Source organism: Bradyrhizobium sacchari (assembly GCF_002068095.1).
GTDB classification, from domain to species: domain Bacteria; phylum Pseudomonadota; class Alphaproteobacteria; order Rhizobiales; family Xanthobacteraceae; genus Bradyrhizobium; species Bradyrhizobium sacchari.
The window spans coordinates 502669-507416 of sequence record NZ_LWIG01000014.1; the positions used below are offsets into that span (position 1 = coordinate 502669).

The following is a 4748-nucleotide window of genomic DNA, read 5'->3' on the forward strand; positions in this document are numbered from 1 at the left end:
GGCTCGAACCTGCGACCCCCGGTTTTGGAGACCGGTGCTCTACCAATTGAGCTACACTCCTACGAACCTGCGTCGCCGCGGCTCAGGGCCGCTTTCAAGCACAGGGGGCGACCGGATTGCAAGGGAGAAGCGCACAAGGGTCGCTTGTTCACACCGCGACTTCTGGGCGACAGTCCGTCCCGAGCGACAAGAACAACCCGGGAGCCCTCATGAACGCCCACGCCGCCCTCAACCCCGTCTCCGCGGCCCCGACGCCGCCTTTGCCGGAAGCCAGGCCCGAGACGCTGGGGCTGTCGCGCCCCCGCCTCCAGGCCATGTCGGACGCCTTCCAGCGTGAGATCGACAAGGGGACCGTCCCCGGCGTCACCGTGCTGGTGGCGAGGGGCGGCCAAGTCGGCTGGTTCGAGGCACTCGGCAGGCAGAGCCCGGCAGGCGCTGCCCCGATGGCGCGCGATTCGATCTTCCGGATCTTCTCGATGACCAAGCCGATCGTCTCGGTTGCGGTCATGGCGCTGGTCGAGGACGGCCACCTGCTGCTGGGCGACGCCGTGGCCAAGTTCATTCCGGAGTTCGCCGACCAGAAGGTCGGCGTGGTCAATGGCGGCAGGCTGGAGCTGGTTCCGCCCAGGCGGCCGATGACGGTGCAGGACCTGCTGCGCCACACCTCCGGCCTGACCTACGAGCACCAGGGCGACGGTCCCGTGCACAAGATCTACCAGGACTCCCGGGTGCGCAGCCGCAAGATCACCAATGCCGAGCACGCCGCGCTGGTGGCGAGCTTCCCCCTGGTCTGCCATCCCGGCGATGAGTTCAACTACAGCCGGTCCACCGACATCCTCGGTCGCATCATCGAAATCGTCAGCGGCAAATCGCTGGGCAGCTTCCTGACCGAGCGCGTCCTGGCCCCGCTCCGGATGACCGAGACCGGCTTTGCGACCTCCGAGGCCAATGCCAACAGACTCGCCGAACCCTTCGCGGCCGATCCATGGACCGGCGACAAGGTCGCGCTCTTCAACATGCTCGAGCAGCCCGTGATGGAATCCGGCGGCGGCGGTCTGGTCTCGACCACGATGGACTACGCCCGCTTCGCGCTGATGCTGCGCAACGGCGGCACGCTCGATGGCAACAGGATCATCGGCCGCAAGACGCTGGAGCTGATGGCCTCCGATCATCTCGGACCCGGCGTTCCCGTCAACGGCACGCTGCTGTCACCGGGCCACGGTTTTGGCCTCGGCTTTGCGGTGCGCACACAGGCCGGCATCGCGCCCTTCCCCGGCAGCGTCGGCCAGTATTTCTGGAGCGGCATTGCCGGCACGTTCTTCTGGATCGACCCGAAGGAGGACCTGTTCACCGTGTTCATGAGCCAAGGCCCGGGCCAGCGGGATTTTACGCGCACGCTGGTGCGGGACCTGGTTTACGCGGCGGTGGAGTGAGGTCTCGTGCCCCGGACGCGCAGCGACGCCCTTCGCGTTGCTGCGCAGAGCGGGGCCCATGTCTCCGCGATCTCGAACGCTTCGACCTTCTAGGTCCCGGCTCTGCGGAGCGGCACTGCGTGCCGCGACGCGTCCGGGACACGAGACCTCAGCTGATCGTCGCGCCGCCGTCGATCACCATGGTCTGACCGGTCATGAAGTCGCCGGCCTTCGAACCCAGGAACACGGCCGCGCCGGCGATCTCGTCGGGAATGCCGATGCGCAGCAGCGGCGAGCGCGAGGTCGAAGCCTTCAAATTCTCCGGATTGTCCCACAGCGCTCTCGCGAAGTCGGTCTTGATCAGGCCGGGCGCGATGCAGTTCACGCGTATGTTGTGCTTGCCGTATTCGCAAGCGAGGTTGCGGGCGAGCTGCATGTCGGCGGCCTTGGAGATCGCATAGGCGCCGAGAATGGTCGAGCCCTTCAGGCCGCCGATCGAGGAGACGATGATGACCGAACCGTCCTTGCGCTCGATCATCTGCGGCACAACCATCGAGATCAGCCAGTTGTTGGCGACGATGTTGTTGTCGAGAATCTTGCGGAACTGATCGTCGGATATGCCGGCGAGCGGCCCGTAATACGGATTCGATGCTGCGTTGCAGACCAGTACGTCGATCTTGCCGAAGGCGCGGTTGCTCTCGTCGACGAGATTCTGCAGATTCTCCTTCGAGGAGATATTCGCCGCGACCGCGACGGCGGTGCCCTTGCCGAACTTGTCGTTGATGCCGTTCGCCACCTGCTCGCAGACGTCGGCCTTGCGCGAGGAGATCACGACCTTGGCGCCGTGCTCGGCCATGCGCTCGGCGATTGCAAGCCCGATGCCGCGCGTCGATCCCGTGATGACGGCGACTTTCCCCTTCATGTCGAACAAGGTCATGTTTCTCTCCCAGATTTTGATTTTCGTAGGCGATGTCATTCCGGGACGGTCCGTAGGACCGGACCCGGAATCTCGAGATTCCGGGCTCGATGCTCTGCATCGCCCCGGAATGACGGCAGCTTCACGCGAGCTTCTTGACTTCCGGTCCCGCCGGCTGATGCATCGCCGCGTGCGCGTCGTCAGCGATCCATGGCTGCTGATTGACCATCGGCAACCGCCAGACCGTGCGCTCGGCACTTGCAAAATAGTCGAGCCGCGTCACCGAACAATTGTCGATATCGAACGACAGTCCCCGCTCCGGCTGGCCATCCAGCGCGAGCCCGAGCGCCGCCTTGATGGTGCCGCCATGAGCGACCGCAATGATGTCCTGCCCGGCCGCCTCCTTGTTGATGCGCTCGATGGTGCGACGCGTGCGGTTGTAGAGATCCATGAAACTCTCGCCGCCGGGCGCGGGTTCGTTGATGTCCGCGAACCAGCTGCTGCCGACAGGGCGGCTTGCAACGAACTGGGCACGGTTCATGCCCTGCCAGCGGCCGAGATTTTGTTCGGCAAGGTCCGCCTCCCACTTCATCGAGGCGGGCCGCGGGAAGCCCGCCGCCCAGATCGCTTCCGCCGTCTGATGCGTGCGCATCAGATTGCTCGAATACCAGACTGCTTTGCGTGGCAGCACCTTGGCAACAGCATTGAAAACGTAAGTGTCGCTGGTGTCGCAGGCGATATCGCTCTGCCCGTAGATGTTGCCTCCGTCATTGCGCACCGGCGCGTGACGGACCCACCACCACCGTGTCGTGACCACCTTGGGCTTGTCTTCGGCTGCCATCGAAACCCTTCCATCCCGTGTGATGTCGCTGTACGTCAGGTATGAACGTGTCTCAAGACACTTTACCGTTTGAAATCTTGTTTGAAATTCCGTCGCGCGGCAAGCGTCGCGCGTGAGCAAAAAGGGAGAAACGCATGGGCCGCCTGCAGGGTAAATCCGTCATCATCACCGGCGCCGGCAGCGGCATCGGCCGTGCGGCAGCGCTGCTGTTCACCAAGGAAGGTGCAAAGCTGATCGCGGTCGATCGCACCGAGGCGGTGAGAGAGGCCGTCGATGAGATCAAAAACGCAGGTGGTGTCGCGGAAGCGATGGTGGCCGATGCTGGCTCGGAGAAGGACGTCATCGCCGTCATCGACAAGGCGGTGAAGACGCACGGCCGGCTCGACGTGATCTGGGCCAATGCCGGCGTCTCCGGCGGCCTCGTTCCGCTCGCCGAGCAGACCGTCGAGCACTGGCAGGAGATTTTGCGCGTCAATTTGATCGGACCGTTCCTCGCAGTGAAGCATGCGATGCCGCACATGGTGAAGCAGCAGTCCGGCGCAATCGTGCTGACCGCCTCGGTCGCTGGCCTCAAGGCCGGTGCGAGCGGGCATCCTTATGCTGCGAGCAAGGCCGGCGTGATCAGCCTGGTGCAGACCACCGCCTATTCGCTCACCGGCACCGGCGTGCGCATCAACGCCGTCTGCCCCGGCCTGATCGAAACCGGTATGACCAAGCCGATCTTCGACCGCGCCAAGGAGCGCGGTACCCAGGACAAGATCGGCCAGCTCAACCCGCTCAAGCGCCCCGGCCAGCCGCACGAACTCGCGGCGATGGGACTGTTCCTGGCAAGCGACGAGGCGTCGTATGTCAACGGGCAGGCATTCCCGGTGGACGGCGGCCTCACCGCGTCGATGCCGTATACGGGCAAGCCGGTGTAGATCGCACTCGTGTCCCGGACACGCCGCAGCGCGCAGCCGTTTGCGGCGCAGAGCCGGGACCCAGCAGACCGCGCACTCGCCGATGCATGGGCCCCGGCTCTGCAGCGCATCACTTCGTGCTGCGTAGCGTCCGGGGCACGAGAGCTTGGTTTCGGGCTGATTGTTTCCACACCGTCATTGCGAGCGCAGCGAAGCAATCCAGACTGCCGCTGCGGAAAGACTCTGGATTGCTTCGCTGCGCTCGCAATGACGTGGTGATGGCATCGCTTCTTCAATTCGCATCTCACCCGCAGACACGCCTTCGCGTCCTCGCGGCCTGTTTCGCCCGAGCTTTGCTTCGTCGCTTCACCCTCACATGAAAGAGGGCGCAGGGAAGACCGGGTGCCGGCCGGGCACCCACGGTCCACTGTGCGAAGGTGGCAACAAAGAATTTGCACAGCGGCATACAGGTGAAGCCAAACATCCGGCCTTCCCTGCGCAGTGGCTTTACGGCTTATGTCGTGCTCTCCCCGGGGAGCGATGCACTATTGCCCCCGTCGCCTTGCGGATGATCGATGCGCGGGCCCGGTCGGCCGCGACATCACCACACGACTTGGCGCACAGACCCCGGGCGCCAGGACCACACGATTTTGCCGTACGCTGATGGCATCGGTCGTATG

Annotated in this window: 4 protein-coding genes; 2 read left to right on the forward strand and 2 right to left on the reverse strand. The window is 64.5% G+C overall.

Going from position 1 to position 4748, the window contains the following annotated elements; all coding sequences use genetic code 11:
* Positions 1 to 209 precede the first annotated feature (209 nt).
* Positions 210 to 1433, forward strand: coding sequence for a serine hydrolase domain-containing protein (locus A5906_RS21360; protein WP_080137264.1), 1224 nt, complete (start codon positions 210 to 212; stop codon positions 1431 to 1433).
* A gap of 148 nt (positions 1434 to 1581) precedes the next feature.
* Here A5906_RS21360 and A5906_RS21365 read toward each other — a convergent pair whose 3' ends face one another.
* Together A5906_RS21365 and A5906_RS21370 are read right to left on the reverse strand one after the other, a co-directional pair.
* On the reverse strand, positions 1582 to 2349 hold the full coding sequence (locus tag A5906_RS21365; protein WP_080137265.1) for an SDR family NAD(P)-dependent oxidoreductase: 768 nt from the start codon (positions 2347 to 2349) through the stop codon (positions 1582 to 1584).
* Positions 2350 to 2470: 121 nt separating this feature from the next.
* The gene (locus A5906_RS21370; RefSeq protein ID WP_080137266.1) at positions 2471 to 3169 is read right to left on the reverse strand and encodes a histidine phosphatase family protein; all 699 of its coding nucleotides are present in this window, start codon (positions 3167 to 3169) and stop codon (positions 2471 to 2473) included.
* Between the two features lie 134 nt (positions 3170 to 3303).
* Here A5906_RS21370 and A5906_RS21375 point away from each other — a divergent pair, with 134 nt between their 5' ends.
* Positions 3304 to 4089, forward strand: coding sequence for an SDR family NAD(P)-dependent oxidoreductase (locus A5906_RS21375; RefSeq protein ID WP_080137267.1), 786 nt, complete (start codon positions 3304 to 3306; stop codon positions 4087 to 4089).
* Positions 4090 to 4748 lie beyond the last annotated feature (659 nt).

Coding starts and splice junctions, on each gene's coding strand:
- A5906_RS21360 (WP_080137264.1), top strand. CDS start 210: ATGAACGCCCACGCCGCCCTCAACCCCGTCTCCGCGGCCCCGACGCCG.
- A5906_RS21365 (WP_080137265.1), bottom strand. CDS start 2,349: ATGACCTTGTTCGACATGAAGGGGAAAGTCGCCGTCATCACGGGATCG.
- A5906_RS21370 (WP_080137266.1), bottom strand. CDS start 3,169: ATGGCAGCCGAAGACAAGCCCAAGGTGGTCACGACACGGTGGTGGTGG.
- A5906_RS21375 (WP_080137267.1), top strand. CDS start 3,304: ATGGGCCGCCTGCAGGGTAAATCCGTCATCATCACCGGCGCCGGCAGC.